Genomic DNA, 18,365 nt, shown 5'->3' with positions numbered 1-18,365 from the left:
CCTTCGGGTTCAGTCTTCCTTGTCGGAATTGATGGAGGGCAGGAAAAATTCCACGTCCTTGAGCCGCTCCGCGTCGAGATTTTCGATATGCGTTTGCCAGAACCGTTCGGCTTCCGCCGGTTCGTGCTGCCATTGGCGCACGAAGGTCTTGTTGTCGTCGATCATCACCTGACGCGTGCCGCCGAGACGCAAATATTCTTCCGCAAGTCTGCGTGTTTCGGTCTTTTCCATGTCGCGGCTCCTTGTGCGTGGAAAGCGGGAACGGAGGGGTGCCGGATGGGTAAGAAGCTCGGCTGCCATTTCGTTGGCCACCGGGAGAAAACGGAAAAATCCCGATGTTCTTCAGCGCCATCGCGTCCGTTTGACACGGCGGCCCCTCCTGCTGGAACAACGTGAGCTTTCCGGTAAGGTTCCGTAGTTTTTTCCAGCGGCCTCGTTGCCGAAGCCGAATATATCGCGCGCAATTTTTTACCGGAACAAACGGGCATGTCCCGCTGTTTTATCCCCGATGCAGGGGAGGCAGCATGGCAGCCAGACAGAGCGACGGCGAACACCACGGTGACAACGACAACAAGGGTTTCTGGTCGATCGATTTCGGCAACTCACCGGTTATAGGCACGGCCATTCACGACGGTCATCGCATTAGACCGGACGTATCCGGGCTCATCGCCCTTTCCCCGGAACAGCGGCTGCGGGAGGAAGACCCTTTCACCGGTGAGATGATCGCGGGACTGACAAACCGTCTCGTCGTTCACCATTCGCGTTTCGAAATCGATCTCAACCGTGCGGCCGATCAGGCGATCTATCTGAAGCCGGAACAATCCTGGGGGCTGGAGGTCTGGAAAGAGGAGCCGGCGCAGAAAGCTATCCGGCAATCGCTCGATTTTCACGCCGACTATTATGCGATGCTGGAGACAGTGCTCTCTGCAATCGAAAGGCGGCACGGCGCCTTCGTCGTGCTGGATGTACACAGCTATAATCATCGCCGGCAGGGCGCCGCTGCGCCGCCGACGGCGCAGGCGGAGGCGCCCGATATCAATATCGGCACCTTTTCCATGGATCGCAGCCGCTGGGGCGATATCGTGAGCGCGGTCGGGCACCACTTCGCGTCAGCGACCATCGGCGGACGCCGCCTCGATGTTCGCGAGAACGTTGCGTTCCAGGGCAAGGGGGAGCAGACCCGTTTCATCCACGAAAGGTTCGTCGAAAATGGCTGCGCCATCGCAATCGAGTTCAAGAAATTCTTCATGGACGAGTGGACGGGAAAGCCGGATGCGCGTGTGGTGGCGGATATTCGTCAAGCGATAACAGCACTCCAGCCGGTGCTCGAAGAGTGCCTGAGGTCGCGGCGATGAACCTCTCTCCCGCCCGCAGCGCACCGTCTCCCATCGCCGATCTGGTCGATGATGTCGTGTCCTGCCTCGAGGCCGGCAAGGCCATCCGCCGCGATGTCGGCAAAGACGGTCGTCTGCATATCGACCGGCCGCTGCCGTTCCTCTGCCTGCATTTGACCGGCGGCACGAAAAATCTCGCCGCCCGCGATATCGCCGCCGCCCATGCCTCCTATCTGATCGCGTCGACCATTCAGGAGGCTGCACCGCTGATCGAGGCCGTTGGCACGGTCATGCGGCAGCGCTTCGGCGCATTCATCGTCCTCGATATCGGTGAACTGGAGCATGACATCCTGCTGGCCGACGATTCGCCTTTCCTGCCGCATTATGAGGTTTCCGTCTCGGCGACGGCTGAGCCAGAAACGCAGAATGCCCGCCGGGTCTTCATCAAGGCGGTTTGCGATGCCGAAGTGCGTTTTCGCACGCCGCGCATCACCCGACCGGAACCGGATGCCGATCCCGTTCTGCGATTCAAAAAAGCGGGCCTCGATTTTCCCTGTATCAGCGTGCGTTTTGCGCCTATCTACCGCCAGCCGGAATCCGGTGCGGATTATCCGGGCCTGCGGGTGACGATGATCGCCGATCTTTTCGATGCCGGTCTGCAGGCTTTTTCATCCTTCGCTTCGGGCAAGGACGCGCTCAAGGTTACCAGCCACCGTGCGCTGGGGCGCAAGGCCTTCGTCGATGCCGTCAGGCGTGCCGACCGGTCCGTCGACGATATTGTTTCATCCTTCGATTTTCTGCTTTCCGTCACGCCCATCAATGCCCGGCGGGCCTTCGAGGAGTTTCGCGATGGCGGCTTTCAGTTTGCGCCGCGCCTGCTCTACCGGCCGCTCGGCGTCGATGTCGAGGAGCAGAAACGCAAGCTTTATTCCGTCGTGTTCGATCATCTGGAAGACCCGGTGCTTTATAATCTCTACCGGGAGAAACAGCAGGAGATCGATCTGCAGCTGACGATGCTCGCCAACCTGCACCATCGCACCTTCACCGATTTTTCACGCGCCCTTTATGGCGCTGTCGAACCGGCCCTTCTTCAGCTGGCGCTGCGGGTGCTTGCGGATTGCCCGCGCCGGGAGGAAAGCAGCGAAATCGCCATGGTCGATTGTTACGCGGTCGCCAAGAAGTCGCGGGAGATGGTCGAGACCTATCTTGCGGAAGCCCCAAAATTCAAGGCGCGCGTTGAAATCCGCGACGACCTGCCGCCGGGTCTGATGGTGACGGGTGAGAAGCTTTTGATTTCCCGCCACACTGTCATGGAACAGCGCCGTGTCGAGGCACTGCTGTCGCATGAGATCGGCGTGCATCTTCTGACCTATTTCAACGGCTCGTTTCAGGGGCTGCGTCTCTTCCGCACCGGCCTTTCCGGTTATGAGGGCGTGCAGGAAGGGCTGGCGGTGCTGGCGGAACATCTGGCCGGCGGCATGACGCGTGAGCGCCTGCGGCTGATCGCCGGCCGCGTTATCGGCTGCGCCGCCATGCTGGATGGGGCGAGCTTCGTGGAGACCTTCCGCACCATGACCCGCGATCACGGTTTCGATGAGGCCGGGGCCTTCAACATGGTGCTGCGCATCTATCGCGGCGGCGGTCTTTCCAAGGATGCGATCTATCTGCGCGGGCTGGTGGAGGTGCTGGACCATCTGGGCAGGGGCGGGGCGCTCGATCCGTTCTGGATGGGCAAGATCGCCGCCGCCCATTTTCCGGTGATGCAGGAGCTTGCCCTGCGCGGCCTGTTGCGGCCGCCGGGCGTCAGGCCCGCATTTCTGCTGCCCGCCAAGGCCAATGAACGGCTGGAAAAAATACGGGCGGGATTATCCATTGCCGAACTGGCGACATTATAGGAGGGGCTTCATGCGTATCGCATTTTTCGTCAATTCCATCGAAACAGAGGGACCGAACTACGCGACCGGGCTGCTTGCCATGGCGGCGCTCAATCGCGGTCATGAGGTGGTCTATCTGACACCCGGCGATTTCACATTACGCTCGGACGACAGTCTGACCATTCACGCCACCGTGCTGCCGAAGGGTAAAATCAAGAAAGGCGAGACGTTCCATTCCACACTTCAGGATAAGGCGCTGGAGCGGCGAACCATGGATGTGGAGGAAATCGATGCGCTGATGCTGCGCAACGACCCCTCGCTCGACCAGACGACACGGCCATGGGCGGTGCATGCCGGTATCCTGTTCGGGCGGCTGGCCGAACAGCGGGGCGTCGTCGTGCTGAACGATCCCGAAGGTCTGGCGCTCGCGCAGAACAAGCTCTATTTTCAGAGTTTTCCCGAAATCGTCCGCCCGACCACGATCATTTCGCGCAATGTCGAGGAAATCCGCGCCTTTGCCGACGCGCACCCCAAGGGCGTCATCGTCAAGCCGCTGCAGGGCTCGGGCGGCAAGAACGTCTTCAAGATCGGCTCCAGCAAAGAGACCAATCTCAACCAGATTTTCGAGGCGGTGAGCCTTGAGGGATATCTGATCGCGCAAGCCTATCTGCCGGCCGCCAAGGATGGCGACATCCGCTTCTTCATGATGAATGGCCGGCCGCTGATGCGTGAAGGCAAATATGCCGCCCTTCGCCGCGTGCCCGCCAAGGGCGACCTGCGCTCCAATATCCATGCCCATGGCACGGCGGAAGCCGTGAAGGTGACGGATGAGATCGTGGCGCTTGCCGAAATGGTGCGGCCGAAGCTGGTGGAGGACGGCATGTTCCTCGTCGGGCTCGATATCGTTGGCGACAAGATACTGGAAGTGAACGTGTTTTCGCCGGGTGGCCTTTCCAATATCCGCGATCTCACGGAGATGGATTTCAGCGACACGATCATCGAGGCCGTGGAAACCAAGATCACCATGCAGAGCGCTTCCGGCGGCACCATCTCCAACCGCCTGCTGGCGACGCTGTGAGGTTATTCCCGTAATTCGGCCGGGTGCATCTCGCGATACCAGGCGACGAGGGCCTTGATGCCCTCTTCGACCGGGGTTTGCGGCACGTAACCGGTCAATGCCCTCAGAAGATCGGGAGAGGCGAAGGTGCGGGGGACATCGCCCTGCTGCATCGGCAGCATATTGCGGATCGCGGGTTTCCCGACCGCCTTTTCGACCGTTTCGACGAAATGCATCAGCTCCACCGGCTGGCCGCCGCCGATATTGACCACGCGGAAGGGTGCGTGGTGCGACAGCGTGTCCGTGACGCCTTCCTGCGTAACACGGTTTTCCTCGGACGGGATGACCGTGCTCAGCCGGACGATGCCCTCCACCAGATCGTCGATATAGGTGAAATCGCGGCTCATATTGCCTTGCCCGTAAATATCGATCGGCCGACCGTTGGAAACGGCGTCGACGAATTTGATCGGCGCCATGTCCGGCCGCCCCCACGGGCCGTAGACCGTGAAGAAACGGAAGGCGGTGGTAGGCAGCTTGTGCAGATGGGCATAGCTGTGCGCCATCAGCTCCATCGATTTTTTGGTGGCGGCGTAGAGCGTCATCGGCTCGTCGGCCTTGTCGCTTTCCGCGAAGGGGATTTTTTCGTTGGCGCCGTAGATTGAGGAGGTCGATGCCAGCATCAGGTGCTTGACCTGCAAGCTTCTGGCGAGCTCCAGCATGTTGAACGAGCCGATGAGGTTGGAATCGATATAGGCGCGCGGATTTTCAAGGCTGTAACGAACGCCTGCCTGTGCCGCGAGGTGGATGATGATCTCAGGCTCGGCGGCCTCTGCCGCGCGCTTTAGCGCATCCGTATCTTCCAGCATGCCGATTTCGGCACGGAAGCCGTTGGAGCGGGAAAGAATGGCGTGGCGTTTTTCCTTGAGGCTGACATCGTAATATTTCGTCATGCCGTCGAAACCGGTCACGAAGTGGCCGGCGTCCAACAGCCGCTTGGCAACATAAAAGCCGATGAAGCCAGCCGTGCCGGTAACCAGATAACGCATGATGATTATATCCCGAATTCGTTGGTGCGTTTGCGGTCTGACCGAAGCGCAGAAAACCTTTTAATGAAATGGCGAAAACGAAACCTCTATGCGCCCTTGTCGGAACCGCCTTCATGCGGGCGACCGACGGCGGCATAGATGAAACCATGCGCGGCGACCTCATCCGTGCGGTAGATATTGCGCAGATCCACCAGCACCGGATGTTTCATGATCGCCTTCAGGCGCGGAAGGTCGAGCGCGCGGAACTGGTTCCATTCCGTCACGATCACCACGGCGTCGGCATCTTCCGCCGCCTCGTAGGGGCCGGCCGCGTATTCGATGTCTTCCATCAGATGGCGGGCATTCGCCATGCCTTCCGGGTCGTAACCGACCACTTTCGCACCGCCATCCTGCAGGGTCTGGATGATGGCGATTGCCGGGCTGTCGCGCATGTCGTCGGTATTCGGCTTGAAGGTGAGGCCAAGCACGGCGATCTTCTTGCCGCGCACATCGCCGCCCACCGCATTGATGACCTTGCGGCCCATGGCGCGTTTGCGGTTGTCGTTGATGGCGATGGTGGTCTCGATCAACCGCACCGGCGCATCATAATCCTGCGCGGTCTTGGCAAGCGCCAGCGTGTCCTTCGGGAAACAGGAGCCGCCATAACCGGGGCCGGCATGCAGGAATTTCGGGCCGATACGGCCATCGAGACCGATGCCGCGCGAGACATCCTGCACATTGGCGCCGACCTTTTCGCAGAGATCAGCCATCTCGTTGATGAAGGTGATCTTCATCGCCAGAAAGGCGTTGGCGGCATATTTGATGAGTTCGGAAGCGCGCCTTGTGGTGAAGAGCAGCGGCGACTGGTTAAGATAGAGCGGGCGGTAAACCTCGGTCATGACGGGGCGGGCGCGCTCGTCCGAAAGGCCGACGACGATGCGGTCCGGCCGCTTGAAATCCTCGATGGCGGCGCCTTCGCGCAGGAATTCAGGGTTGGAGACGACAGCGAAATCGGCCGAGGGGTTTTCCTCGTGGATGATACGCTCTACCTCGTCGCCGGTACCGACGGGAACGGTGGATTTGGTGACGATAACCGTGAAACCGTCCAGCGCATGGGCGATCTCTTTCGCCGCCGCATAGACATAACCAAGATCGGCATGGCCATCGCCGCGCCGCGAGGGCGTGCCGACCGCAATGAAGACGACATCGGCATTGGCGACGGCTGCGGAAAGATCGGTGGTGAAGCTCAATCGCCCGGCCTTTGCATTGGTGGCCACGATGACATCGAGACCCGGCTCGAAGATCGGGATATGGCCGTTTTTCAGGGCTTCAATCTTCTCCGGCATCTTGTCGACGCAGACCACATCGTGGCCGAAATCTGCAAAACACGCGCCGGACACGAGGCCGACATAACCCGAACCGATCATCACAATCCGCATTCTTTTTCCTTTCGGTTAGCGAGGCCATGGTAACGCAGCAATATCAGCCGGGGAAATCGGCGGGTGAAAATCGCATGATAATATTTAGCCGCCTTCATGCCCGTCGCCAAGCGCCACGATGAACACCGGCTAACCTCTTTCCATGACGGGGATGTGATGGCCATGGCGGGACAAATTTGCCGCACCTTGCAGCCATTTGCACTGGCCGGGTCCAATCGGGCAATTTTACTTCTTTTGCGGCTTGCACTCATAGGTAGCCGGGTCTAGCCATAGGGCTGAGGATCAAATCTGCCAGACTGTCTGTCCCTTGAAAGGGGCGTCCGGGTCGCCTTCCACGCGGCCGGGGGATGCTTTGCATTGCGGTCGGTGTTTGGGGACGTTCAAATGCAAAAGGGTTTTCTGCTCGGTCTGTTCGCTTATGCGACCTTTTCCATGGGCGATGCCACCATCAAGTCGCTTGGATCGCAGATCAGCGTTTTCGAAATCGGCTTCTTCAGCATTCTGTTTTCCGGCATCTTCATTTTCTTCAGCAAGCCGCGCGAGGAAAGGTGGCGTGAATTCTGGCGCATGAGCCGGCCCTTCGCCGTGCACGGGCGCGCCATCTCCGGCCTTTTCGCCGGTATTTTCGGCATCTATGCCTTCACCACCATTCCGCTGGCGGAAGCCTATGCGCTGATCTTCCTGTCGCCGCTCTTCGTGACCGTGCTTTCCGCCGTCGTGCTGAAGGAGAGTATCGGCCCATGGCGCTGGGCGGCGGTTCTGGCCGGCATCGTCGGTGTCATCCTCGTCGTGCGGCCGGGCTTCAAGACGCTGGAACTCGGGCATTTTGCCGCCATCGGCGTTGCGTTCCTCGCGGCGATGACCATCGTTTTGCTGCGCTCGCTTGCGGGCAAGGAAAAGCGCACTTCGATCATGGGCGTGCTGCTGATTTACGGCCTCACCTTCAACGGCATTGCCTCCATCCCCGAATTCGTCATGCCCAACCTGCACCAGCTATTGGCCTTCGCCTTCATCGGCCTTTGCACAGCGACGGGGCAGATCACCCTTCTGGTTGCAACCCGCATCGCGCCGGCAAGCCAGATCGCGCCATCGCATTATTCGCAAATCCTCTGGGCGGTGGCGATCGGCATGGCCTTCTTCCACGAATATCCGGATGCGGTCGCCGTGCTTGGTCTGGCCGTCATCGCCGCATCGGGACTGCTGACGATGATCCGCGAAAAGGTGAGGCTTGGCACCGTGCGCTGGAACCCGTTTTTCCGCAATCGCCTGTGAATTCACCCTTGATCGGAAACAGTGCGTCAACCGAAGCGCGGCTTGTGAAGCGGTGGCAACCCGGCCGATAAGGCTTTCATCTTTAGATGAACGGAGAGCCGCGAATGCTCGTGGATGGAAAATGGACTGCCGAATGGCATCCGGTGCAGGCAACCGACAAGAAGGGCGGCTTCGTTCGCCAGACCTCCGGCTTCCGCAACTGGGTAACGCCTGACGGTTCGGCGGGGCCGACGGGCGAGGGCGGTTTTGCGGCCGAAAGCGGCCGTTATCATCTTTACGTCGCGCTGATCTGCCCCTGGGCGTCGCGCACGCTGATCGGCCGAAAGCTCAAGAAGCTGGAGGAGGTGATTTCCGTTTCCGTGGTTGAGCCGGCGCTTTCCGACGAGGGCTGGAAATTCGGCGACTATCCGGGTTCGGACCGCGATACGCTCAACGGCTTTACCTATATGCACGAGGTCTATACCAGCGCGGATCCGCATTATACCGGCCGGGCCACCGTGCCCGTGCTTTGGGATAAAAAGACGAAAACCATCGTCAACAACGAATCCGCCGATATTCTACGCATGCTGAATTCCGGTTTCGGCGCTCTGGCCGATAATAGCGTGGACCTCTATCCAGAGGCGCTGCGCGATGAGATCGACGCTCTCAATGACCACATCTATCCGCGCCTCAACAACGGCGTTTACAGAACCGGTTTCGCCACCACGCAGGTTGCTTATGAAGAGGCCTTTGCCGATGTGTTTGCGACGCTTCAGGAGCTCGAAAGCCGCCTCATCTCAGGCGGGCCTTTCCTTTTCGGCGATCACCTGACCGAAACGGATGTCCGGCTCTTCGTGACGCTGGTTCGTTTCGATGCCGCCTATTATGGCCTGTTCAAATGCAATCTTCGCCGCATCGCCGATTATCCTGCGCTGCAGGCCTATATGATGCGAGTGCTGACCATTCCGGGCGTGCGCGATACGGTCAATATCGACCATATCAAGCGCGGTTACTATTCCATCAAGGCGCTCAACCCGACCCGCATCGTGCCCGTCGGCCCCGATCTTCCGGGACTTGACGATGTTTCCCTCCGCCCTTCGAACTGAGCGGATGACGGATTACACCGGTTTGCCGACCTGATCGAGCAGCCAGGCCTGAAAGGCGCGGGCCAGCGCATTGTCCTGCCGCCCTTCCGGCAGGGCGACGTAATAGCTTTTGTCGGTCTGCAAGGGGATGTCGAAGACGATTTCGAGGCGGCCGGAGGCAAGTTCCGCCTCGATGAGATATTTCGGCAGAAGGGCAAAGCCGATGCCGCTTGCGGCGGCCTCAATGATCATCGAGAACTGGTCGAAACGGCTGCCCTGATAGGCATTCTCGGCTGTCACCCCGTTCATCTCCAGCCATTCCGTCCATAGTTTCGGCCGCGTCGTCACATGCAGCAGCGGCTGCCCGGTCAGATCCTGCGGCTTGCTCACGCTGGCGCGGCGCAACAGGGCGGGGCTTGCGACTGGCACAATGACTTCGTTGCACAAAAATGTGCAGGTGCCATGCGCCCAGACCGGCTGGCCGTAGTGAATGGCGAGATCGAAACCTTCTTCATCAAAATCGAAGGGATGCGAGCGCGAGCCGATGGTGATCGTTATTTCCGGATTGTCGTCGATGAAGCGGTGGAGGCGCGGCATCAGCCAGCGGCTGCCAAAGGTGGGCAGCGTCGCGACGGAAAGCGATGCGTGTGAAGTTCCGGCCGAGACCGCGCGCACCATCAACTGTTCGGATTGCTGCAACAGGCGCCGCACATCGGGCAGGAATTTACGCCCCGCCTCCGAAAGCACCACCCGCCTGCGGATGCGCTCGAAAAGCTGCATTCCCGTCTGCGCTTCCAGTTCGCCGATCTGCCGGCTCACCGCGCTCTGCGTGAGGTTGAGTTCTTCCGCCGCACGCGTAAAATTGCCATGCCGTGCCGCGCATTCGAACGCCTGCAGGGTAACGATGTCAGGGACCAGTCTTCTGCGCGGATCCATTCCATTCTCGCATCAACTTACCCGCTTTCCTCATTGGAAAAGGGTCATTATGGCCATATATGATTACGGGAAAGAATGGAACGGTGTAAAACGCCAGTTTCACAGAACGAATGGTAAATTCGGGGAAAGAAGAGTGACGGGAGTTGAAAGCGCCGTATCGAAACGGCCTTTCCTCCCATTTTAAGCCAAAAGGACGATGGACATGGATGCGACCACGAAGCTCGACGTGAAACAGGAAGCCGCGGCCCTGCTCGACAGGATGGGCGTTGCCCGCGATCTCTATACCGGCGGCGATATGGCCTCCTTCAGCCCGGTGACGGGTGAACAGGTCGCAAGCCTCAAGACCGTTTCGGTCGAGGGTGTAGCAGCCGTGATCGACCGGGCCGATGCCGCCTTCAAGGCATGGCGCAATGTGCCGGCGCCCCGTCGCGGTGAACTGATCCGGCTGCTCGGCGAAGAATTGCGCGCCTTCAAGGCGGATCTCGGCCGTCTCGTCTCGCTCGAAGCGGGTAAGGTTCCCTCCGAGGGCCTCGGCGAAGTGCAGGAAATGATCGATATCTGCGATTTCGCGGTCGGCCTTTCCCGCCAGCTTTATGGTCTTACCATCGCCACCGAACGCCCCGGCCACCGCATGATGGAAACCTGGCATCCGCTCGGCGTCGTCGGCGTCATCTCCGCCTTCAACTTCCCGGTCGCCGTCTGGTCGTGGAATGCGGCGCTTGCCATCGTCTGCGGCAATTCGGTTGTCTGGAAGCCTTCGGAAAAGACCCCGCTCACGGCGCTTGCCGTTCAGGGCATCTTCGAGCGCGCGGCCGCCCGTTTCGGCGATGCGCCGGAAGGTCTTTCGCAGCTTCTGATCGGCGACCGCGCGGTGGGTGAAGCTCTGGTGGACAATCCCAAGGTGCCGCTCGTCTCCGCCACTGGCTCCACCCGCATGGGCCGCGATGTCGGCCCGCGTCTGGCGAAACGCTTTGCCCGCGCCATTCTGGAACTCGGCGGCAACAATGCCGGCATCGTCTGCCCTTCCGCCGATCTCGACATGGCGCTGCGCGCCATCGCCTTCGGCGCCATGGGCACGGCCGGCCAGCGCTGCACCACGCTTCGCCGTCTCTTCGTGCATGACAGCGTCTATGACCAGCTCGTGCCGCGTCTGAAAAAAGCCTATGCCTCCGTTTCCGTCGGCAACCCGCTAGAAACCTCCGCACTCGTCGGCCCGCTGGTCGACAAGGCGGCTTTCGACGGCATGCAGAAGGCCCTCGAAGCGGCGAAAGCCCATGATGGCGTGGTGAATGGCGGCGGGCGTGTGGATACGGGTGCGCCGGATGCCTATTACGTCAAGCCTGCTCTGGTCGAAATGCCGAAGCAGGCTGGACCGGTGCTGGAAGAAACCTTCGCGCCGATCCTCTATGTCATGAAATATAGCGATCTCGATCAGGCGATAGAAGACCATAACGCTGTCGCTGCTGGTCTTTCCTCATCGATCTTCACCCGCGATATGCAGGAATCGGAACGGTTCCTGTCGTCGGAAGGCTCCGACTGTGGCATTGCCAACGTCAATATCGGCACCTCGGGTGCGGAAATCGGCGGCGCCTTCGGCGGTGAAAAGGAAACCGGCGGCGGCCGTGAATCCGGTTCGGATGCGTGGAAGGCCTATATGCGCCGCGCCACCAACACCATCAACTACTCCAAGGCGCTGCCGCTGGCGCAGGGCGTTTCCTTCGATATCGAATAATCGCGTCCTCCATAGAGAAATTAATACATCATGCCGGCGCGGTTCCATCCGCGCCGGCATTTCTATTCGATGGGTCGGACGAGGGCGTCCGCGACGATTTGCGGAAAAGAGGCATCTGCGCGGAATTTTATTCCCGCAATATTGCTCATATTGAATTATCGTCTCTCTATCGTTTTAATAGAAAACCCTAGCATTGCTCCATATCGTGAGCCGGCCAGAGGGGCTGGTGACAAGGAGATGAAATGCCAGCCATCACCCGCCGCGCGCTTTCCGCCAGCCTTTTTGTTGCCGCCGCATTCTCGGTCCTGCCGCTTCAGGCGCAGGCGGCGGAGGAGCTGAAGATCGGTTATCAGAAAACCGGCCTGCCGGTGATCGCCCGCCAGCAGGGCGTCATCGAAAAGGCGCTTGAGGCCAAGGGCGTGAAGGTTTCCTGGGTTGAGTTCACCGCTGGCCCGCCGCTGGTGGAGGCGCTGAATGTCGGCTCCATCAATGTCGGCTGGACGGGGGATGCGCCGCCGATCTTCGGTCAGGCGGCGGGTTCCGCCATCGTTTATGTCGCGGCCCTTCCTTCGAACGGCAAGGGTGAGGCGATCTTCACCAAGCCTGAAAGCGGCATCAAATCGGTTACCGATCTCAAGGGCAAGAAGGTCGGTGTCGGCAAGGGCACCAGCGCGCATAATCTGCTGGTGGCGGCGCTGGAGAAGAACGGCCTGAAATTCAGCGACATCGAGGTGGTGTATCTCAGCCCCGCCGATGCTTCCGCCGCCTTCGCCAGCGACAAGATCGACGCCTGGGCCGTCTGGGATCCCTTCTATGCGATTGCCGAAACCCGCTACAAGCCGGTCACTCTGGCCCGCACCAGCGATGTGCTTGCTGTCAGCACCTATTTCCTCGCCAATCGCGATTACGCCAAATCCAATGCAGACACCATCAACATCACCATCGATGCTCTGGGCGAGGCGGCGAAATGGTCCGCCGCCAACCGCGACAAGGTCGCCGCAGCTTTGCATGAGGTGACGGGCGTGCCGCTGGAGGCGCAGACGCTTGCCGCGAACCGCTCGGAATTCGGCATTACCAGGATCGACGACAAGATCGTCGCCAGCCAGCAGGAAACCGCCGACCGCTTTTATCGTCTCGGCCTCATCCCGAAACAGATCAGCATCAAGGATGCCGTCTGGTCGGGCGCGACGAACTGAGCAAGAGCCGGAGGGTATGCCATGAGCACCGCAAAGCGTATCGAGATTGGCGGCATCACAGGCTGGCTGCTCCCCGCCCTCATTCTTGCAGGCTGGGAGGCGGCGGCGCGTGCCGGTCTGATTTCCGCCAATGTGCTGCCGGCCCCTTCGGCTGTCGCAGAAGCCTTCTGGCGGCTTCTGCTCTCGGGTGAGCTTGTCGCCAATATCGGCGTCAGTTCCGCCCGCGCACTCGCCGGTTTCGCCATTGGCGGCTCCATCGGTTTCATCTTCGGGCTGGCCAATGGCCTCTCCAAATTCTCCCGCAGCTTCACCGATACGACGCTGCAGATGATCCGCAACATTCCGCATCTGGCGCTCATTCCTCTCGTCATCCTGTGGTTCGGCATCGATGAGGAGGCGAAGCTGTTCCTCGTCGCGCTCGGTGTGTTTTTCCCGATCTACATCAACACGCTGCTCGGCATTCAGGGTGTCGATCCGCAACTGGTGGAAATGGGCCGTACCTATGGCATGTCGCCCTTTACGCTGTTCCGGCGGGTCATTTTGCCCGGCGCGCTGCCCGCCATTTTCACCGGCTTGCGTTATGCGCTCGGCATCATGTGGCTGACGCTCATCGTCGCCGAAACCATCTCTTCCTCGTCCGGCCTCGGCTATATGGCCATGCAGGCGCGCGAGTTCCTGCTGATCGACGTCGTGGTTCTGTCGATCCTCATCTATGCGCTTCTCGGCAAGCTGGCCGACAGTTTCGCCCGCTTCCTCGAAAGCGTCTTCCTGCAATGGCATCCAGCCTTCAAGAAAGTCTGAGGTAACCCATGTCGACCGGCAATGTGACGACGCTGAGACGCCCGGATGCCCCGCCATCCCTCCCGTCGCAGGCGAAAATCGAACAACGCGAGAAGACGAGCGACGGCAAGGTCGCCTTCAGCTTCCGCAATGTGGCGAAGAGTTTTGGCGACAAACCGGTTCTGCGCGGCATCGATCTCGATGTGCGGGAAGGCGAGTTTCTGGCCATCATCGGCAAGAGCGGCTGCGGCAAGAGCACGCTCCTGCGCATTCTGGCCGGCCTCGACACGCCGACCACCGGAACCGTCTCGAAGGATGCATCGAGCCGCACCCGCATGATGTTTCAGGAGCCGCGTCTTCTGCCGTGGGAACGTATCGCGAGCAACGTCTCCGTGGGGCTGACCGGCATCGCCAAGGGCGAGGCGGCGCAGGAACAGGCGCTTACAATTCTCGAAGAGGTCGGTCTGAAAGACCGGGCTGGCGAATGGCCCTATGTGCTTTCCGGCGGCCAGAAGCAGCGCGTGGCGCTGGCGCGTGCGCTGGTGGCCCATCCGCAAATCCTGGCGCTGGATGAGCCGCTCGGCGCGCTCGATGCGCTCACCCGCATTGAAATGCAGCTTCTGCTGGAGCGCATCTGGCGCAAGCAGAAATTCACCGCCGTACTCGTCACGCATGATGTATCGGAGGCCGTGGCGCTTGCGGATCGCATCGTCGTCATCGATGAAGGGCGCATTGCGCTCGATCTCGATGTGAAACTGCCGCGTCCGCGCCGTCATGGCACGGCGGAATTCGCAAGGCTGGAAGAGCAGGTTCTGAACCAGCTCTTCGGCCGCGGTGACACCAACGGATAAGGCATGAACCGGCAGGGCCGAGACCCCGCCGGAACCTGTTTTAACCAATGCTCATCAGGCTGGCATTGCCGCCGGCGGCTGTGGTGTTGACGCTGACGGAAACCTCTTCGACCAACCAATCGAGATTATAAGGCTGGCTGTCCCCGGAAAGCGCTTCCGTTGACGCTGCCTGAACGAGAACCAGCGGGCCGGGCAGGGCGGCGATCTTTTTATTGACCGCCACGATACGCTCCGCATCGCCCTCGACCAGCGCGCCGGCGAAGGTGCCGGACTTCGCCCAGTCATCGGCCCAGACGATGCGCGAGGTCACGGTTGCCGGCAGTCCGTAAATGGATTTCTCCAGTCCCGAAGCGTTGTCGATGACAACCGCGTTTCCGGTCGCAAGCGCTGCCGCAAGCTGGCGGTAAAGCCCCTGTTCGGTTGCCGGAACCAGCAGAACCTTTCCACGCGGATGCAGCGCATAAACATTGCGCTCGCCGACAGGACCCGCCAGCTCGGTTTCGAAACCGAGGCCGGAAAGAACTGCCGTCTGTCGCGCGGCTTCGGCCGCAACGGTTTCGCCGTTTTCATCCAGCCAGCGGGCAAGATCGACTGCTGCCTGATCCTGCTGGCTCGCAACCCGGTCTATCTTTGGGGCAACCTGTGTCATGCGGCCGAGATAAAGCGGACCGCCTGCCTTGGGACCGGTGCCGGAAAGGCCGCGTCCGCCAAAGGGCTGTACGCCGACCACCGCGCCGATGATGTTGCGGTTCACATAAAGATTGCCAGCCGCGACGCGCGACAGCACATGCTGGATCGTATCGTCAAGGCGGGTATGCAGGCCGAAGGTCAGGCCATAGCCGGTAGCGTTGATCTCATCGATCAGCCGGTCGAGATTGTCGCGCTTGAAGCGGATGACGTGCAGCACCGGGCCGAAGACTTCGCGTTTCAGATCGGCGAGCGATTTCATCTCGATGATCGTCGGCGGCACGAAGGTGCCCTTGCCGGTTTCGCCGGCAAGCGTGATCTGCTCGATGCGATGGCCGAGCCCGCGCATTCCCTCGATGTGCTTTTCGATGATGCCCTTCGCCTCGGCGGTAATGACGGGACCGACATCGACGGAAAGCTTGTCGGTGCGGCCGATCCGCAATTCATGCAGTGCGCCCTTCAGCATGGTGAGCGTGCGGTCCGCCACATCTTCCTGCAGGCAGAGAATGCGCAATGCCGAGCAGCGCTGGCCGGCGCTGTCGAAGGCAGACGCGATGACATCGGCAACGACCTGTTCGGCAAGTGCAGAGGAATCGACGATCATGGCGTTCTGGCCGCCGGTCTCGGCAATCAGCGGAACCGGCTGGCCATTGGCCAGAACCCGGCCGGCAAGCTGACCCTGAATGAGCCGCGCCACTTCCGTCGAGCCTGTGAACATTACACCGGCTGTAAGGGGTGAGCCAACAAGTGCGGCACCCGTCTTGCCGTCGCCCGGCAGAAGCTGCACGGCATCCTGCGGAACGCCGGCCTCATGCAGCAGGCGCACGCCCTGCGCCGCGATCAGCGGCGTTTCTTCGGCCGGCTTTGCCAGAACCGGATTGCCGGCAACCAGCGCCGCCGTCACCTGACCGATGAAGATGGCGAGCGGGAAGTTCCACGGGCTGATGCAGACAACAGGGCCGAGCGGCGTTTCGCCGGTCTTGAAGTTTCTGCGGGCTTCCGCCGCGTAATAACGCAGGAAGTCGATGGCTTCGCGCACCTCGGCAATGGCGTTCGGCATGGATTTTCCCGCTTCGCGCATGATGAGGCCGAGCAGGGCAGGCATTTCCGCCTGCATGGCGTCGGCGGCGCGCTCCAGGCAGGCGGCGCGCTCTTCCACCGGGGCGGATGACCAGTTAGAGGCCACCGCCCGCTGCATGGCGGCTTCGACATCGGCTTCAGTCGGCTCCGTCACATGGCCGACGATATCATTATGGTCGCCGGGATTGAGAACCGGGCGCGTGTTGCCACCTGCCTGCGGTGCCGACGCTTTCCACTCCGTCGCAGGACCTGCCTTCAGGGTTTTGTCCAGCGCGGCGAGCGTCGTTTCACTGGAAAGATCGAGGCCGGCGGAATTTTTGCGTTCCGGGCCGAACAGGCCTTCGGGGGCGGCGATGCGGTCGTGACGCGCGCCGGGAACGGGATAGGCCTTGACCACCGCGACCGGGTCTTCCAGCAGGGAATCCACCGGCACGGCGGGGTCGGCAATGCGGTTGACGAAGGAAGAGTTCGCACCGTTTTCCAAAAGGCGGCGGACGAGATAGGCGAGCAGCGTCTCATGGGTGCCGACGGGGGCATAGAAACGGCAGGGCCGGTCGAGCTTCTTCTTGCCGACGACTTCGCTGTAAAGCGGTTCGCCCATGCCATGCAGGCACTGGAACTCATAGTCGCCGAGTTTGAAGCCGGGGCCGGCGAGATGGTAGATCGTCGCCATGGACTGCGCATTGTGGGTCGCAAATTGCGGGAAGACCAGATCGCGCGCGGCGAGCAGCTTGCGGGCGCAGGCAATGTAGGAGACATCCGTGTGGACCTTGCGGGTGAAGACCGGGAAGTCCTCCAGCCCCTCCACCTGCGCGCGCTTGATTTCCGCATCCCAATAGGCGCCCTTGACGAGACGCACCATGATACGCCGGCCCGAGCGGCGGGCGAGATCGATGATGTAGTCGAGAACGAAAGGGCAGCGGCGACCATAGGCCTGCACGACGAAACCGAGGCCATTCCAGCCGGCGAGGTCCCTGTCGAGCGCCAGTTCCTCCAGAAGGTCAAGCGACAGTTCCAGACGGTCGGCTTCCTCCGCATCGATGTTGAGGCCGATATCGTATTTCTTGCTGAGCAGCATCAGCGATTTGACGCGTGGAAGAAGCTCCGCCATCACCCGCTCTGCCTGCGCGCGGGCGTAACGCGGATGCAGCGCCGAAAGCTTGATGGAAATGCCCGGACCGCCATAGATGCCGCGCCCGGCCGATGCCTTGCCGATGGCGTGGATGGCGTTTTCGTAGTCCTTGTAATAACGCTCCGCATCCTTGGCGGTGGTCGCGGCTTCGCCCAGCATGTCGTAGGAATATTGGAAGCCCTGTTCTTCCAGCGGCTTCGAACGCTTGATCGCTTCGCCGATCGTTTCGCCGGTCACGAACTGTTCGCCCATCATGCGCATGGCCATATCGACGCCACGGCGGATGACGGGTTCGCCAGCGCGGGCGATCAGCTTGGTCAGCGCCGCCGAAAGGCCGCTGTCGTTTACCGTCGAGGTCAGCTTGCCGGTGATGACGAGGCCCCAGGTGGCGGCATTGACGAAGAGCGAGCGCCCGCCGCCAATATGGGACTTCCAGTCGCCGCGCGCGATCTTGTCGCGGATCAGCGCGTCGCGGGTGGCTGTGTCGGGAATGCGCAGCAGCGCTTCGGCAAGGCACATCAGCGCCACGCCCTCGTGGCTGGAGAGCGAATATTCCTGCACCAGACCTTCGACGCCGGTGCCCCTGGTCTTGGCGCGCAATGCCTCGATCAGTTTGCGGGCCGTGTCGCGAATGGCTTTCGTTTCTTCCGCCGTCACCGTTGCCGCCTCGATCAGCGGCGCCAGGCATTCTTCCTCCGGGCGACGATAGGCGGCGGTGATCGCCTTGCGCAGCAGGCTTTGCTCGCGCACCGGCGGCGCAAAATTCTGGAAGATACCGTTCGCCACTACACCGGCGTTGCTTGCACCATCGGCCATTCTGAAAAATCCTGAAAACGCTGTTGAAGATAGACCTTCGGCGGCAGCGTGTCCTCCGCCCCGCCGCTTGTCATCCTGTGACAGACAATA

At 60.9% G+C, this 18,365-nt stretch carries 14 protein-coding genes; 9 read left to right on the top strand and 5 right to left on the bottom strand.

Annotated features, from left to right (window positions below; translation table 11 throughout):
* Positions 1 to 9: 9 nt before the first annotated feature.
* Complete coding sequence (locus PIB16_RS13960; RefSeq protein ID WP_065657507.1) at positions 10 to 231, bottom strand: hypothetical protein; 222 nt, start codon at positions 229 to 231, stop codon at positions 10 to 12.
* Positions 232 to 524: 293 nt separating this feature from the next.
* On the opposite strand from PIB16_RS13960, the gene PIB16_RS13955 reads away from it, so the two are divergent.
* The 3 genes from PIB16_RS13955 to PIB16_RS13945 are packed head-to-tail and all read left to right on the top strand — an operon-like array spanning position 525 to position 4,286.
* Positions 525 to 1,355: an N-formylglutamate amidohydrolase gene (locus tag PIB16_RS13955; protein WP_065657325.1), complete on the top strand. Its 831-nt coding sequence runs from the start codon at positions 525 to 527 to the stop codon at positions 1,353 to 1,355.
* Complete coding sequence (locus PIB16_RS13950; protein WP_271045779.1) at positions 1,352 to 3,229, top strand: flavohemoglobin expression-modulating QEGLA motif protein; 1,878 nt, start codon at positions 1,352 to 1,354, stop codon at positions 3,227 to 3,229. The genes PIB16_RS13955 and PIB16_RS13950 overlap by 4 nt, the downstream gene beginning before the upstream one ends.
* A 10-nt stretch (positions 3,230 to 3,239) precedes the next feature.
* The gene (locus PIB16_RS13945; RefSeq protein ID WP_003522515.1) at positions 3,240 to 4,286 is read left to right on the top strand and encodes a glutathione synthase; all 1,047 of its coding nucleotides are present in this window, start codon (positions 3,240 to 3,242) and stop codon (positions 4,284 to 4,286) included.
* 2 nt (positions 4,287 to 4,288) lie between these two features.
* Here the strand turns inward: PIB16_RS13945 and PIB16_RS13940 are convergent, their stop codons facing one another.
* Positions 4,289 to 5,311 carry an NAD-dependent epimerase gene (locus tag PIB16_RS13940; RefSeq protein WP_065657323.1) on the bottom strand — a complete coding sequence of 341 codons (1,023 nt, stop codon included), beginning with the start codon at positions 5,309 to 5,311 and terminating at the stop codon, positions 4,289 to 4,291.
* 86 nt (positions 5,312 to 5,397) lie between these two features.
* Positions 5,398 to 6,729 (bottom strand): UDP-glucose dehydrogenase family protein, encoded by a 1,332-nt coding sequence (locus tag PIB16_RS13935; RefSeq protein WP_104679830.1) that lies wholly within the window; start codon positions 6,727 to 6,729, stop codon positions 5,398 to 5,400.
* A 384-nt stretch (positions 6,730 to 7,113) separates the two neighbouring features.
* On the opposite strand from PIB16_RS13935, the gene PIB16_RS13930 reads away from it, so the two are divergent.
* Entirely contained in the window at positions 7,114 to 8,001 is an 888-nt protein-coding gene (locus PIB16_RS13930; RefSeq protein WP_104679831.1) for a DMT family transporter, read from the top strand.
* Between the two features lie 104 nt (positions 8,002 to 8,105).
* A complete protein-coding gene (locus PIB16_RS13925; RefSeq protein ID WP_104679832.1) occupies positions 8,106 to 9,086 on the top strand; it encodes a glutathione S-transferase family protein in 981 nt (326 codons plus the stop codon).
* A gap of 12 nt (positions 9,087 to 9,098) precedes the next feature.
* On the opposite strand, the gene PIB16_RS13920 is transcribed toward PIB16_RS13925, so the two are convergent.
* Positions 9,099 to 10,001, bottom strand: coding sequence for a LysR family transcriptional regulator (locus PIB16_RS13920; protein ID WP_104679833.1), 903 nt, complete (start codon positions 9,999 to 10,001; stop codon positions 9,099 to 9,101).
* A 202-nt stretch (positions 10,002 to 10,203) separates the two neighbouring features.
* Between PIB16_RS13920 and amaB the strand changes: the two genes are divergently transcribed.
* The 4 genes from amaB to PIB16_RS13900 all read left to right on the top strand — a co-directional run bounded on the left by amaB (position 10,204) and on the right by PIB16_RS13900 (position 14,560).
* Positions 10,204 to 11,733, top strand: coding sequence for an L-piperidine-6-carboxylate dehydrogenase (amaB, locus tag PIB16_RS13915; RefSeq protein ID WP_080858188.1), 1,530 nt, complete (start codon positions 10,204 to 10,206; stop codon positions 11,731 to 11,733).
* Positions 11,734 to 11,975: 242 nt separating this feature from the next.
* Positions 11,976 to 12,929 carry an aliphatic sulfonate ABC transporter substrate-binding protein gene (locus PIB16_RS13910; protein ID WP_065657317.1) on the top strand — a complete coding sequence of 318 codons (954 nt, stop codon included), beginning with the start codon at positions 11,976 to 11,978 and terminating at the stop codon, positions 12,927 to 12,929.
* Positions 12,930 to 12,950: 21 nt separating this feature from the next.
* The gene (locus PIB16_RS13905; RefSeq protein ID WP_065657316.1) at positions 12,951 to 13,730 is read left to right on the top strand and encodes an ABC transporter permease subunit; all 780 of its coding nucleotides are present in this window, start codon (positions 12,951 to 12,953) and stop codon (positions 13,728 to 13,730) included.
* 8 nt (positions 13,731 to 13,738) lie between these two features.
* On the top strand, positions 13,739 to 14,560 hold the full coding sequence (locus PIB16_RS13900; protein WP_104679834.1) for an ABC transporter ATP-binding protein: 822 nt from the start codon (positions 13,739 to 13,741) through the stop codon (positions 14,558 to 14,560).
* 40 nt (positions 14,561 to 14,600) lie between these two features.
* On the opposite strand, the gene putA is transcribed toward PIB16_RS13900, so the two are convergent.
* Positions 14,601 to 18,275: a trifunctional transcriptional regulator/proline dehydrogenase/L-glutamate gamma-semialdehyde dehydrogenase gene (gene putA, locus PIB16_RS13895; protein WP_065657314.1), complete on the bottom strand. Its 3,675-nt coding sequence runs from the start codon at positions 18,273 to 18,275 to the stop codon at positions 14,601 to 14,603.
* Between the last annotated feature and the right edge of the window lie 90 nt (positions 18,276 to 18,365).

Origin of the sequence: Agrobacterium sp. ST15.13.015 (assembly GCF_027871645.1) — a bacterium.
Taxonomy (GTDB): Bacteria; Pseudomonadota; Alphaproteobacteria; order Rhizobiales; family Rhizobiaceae; genus Agrobacterium; species Agrobacterium leguminum.
Note: the sequence above shows the minus strand (reverse complement) of the source record. Positions and strands in the feature narration are given on the sequence as shown.